Genomic DNA, 241 nt, shown 5'->3' with positions numbered 1-241 from the left:
GTCGCGGGCTGGACGGCGAACGCCTCGTTGTGCACCGGGCCGGCCGAACCGACCACGGAGGACACGCAGAGCACCGCGACGGCGACCCCGAACACCACGAACGACCACCCGGCTCGACGGATCCACCACGCTCGAGCCCGGGGCACGATGCGGAGCGGCAGTGCGAGCCACACGAGCGCGAGGCCCGAGGTCGCACCGCACGGCGGACGACGGAGCGCGATCGGTGGGACCTCCTGCCAGT

Annotated in this window: 1 protein-coding gene; it reads right to left on the bottom strand. The window is 73.4% G+C overall.

Annotated elements, in window-relative coordinates; translation table 11 throughout:
- The coding region (locus tag QCD68_RS17280) for a hypothetical protein (RefSeq protein WP_301223903.1) at positions 1–241 on the bottom strand (241 nt) is incomplete at both ends.

The organism is Curtobacterium sp. PsM8 (assembly GCF_030433875.1).
Taxonomy (GTDB): Bacteria; Actinomycetota; Actinomycetes; order Actinomycetales; family Microbacteriaceae; genus Curtobacterium.
Note: the sequence above shows the minus strand (reverse complement) of the source record. Positions and strands in the feature narration are given on the sequence as shown.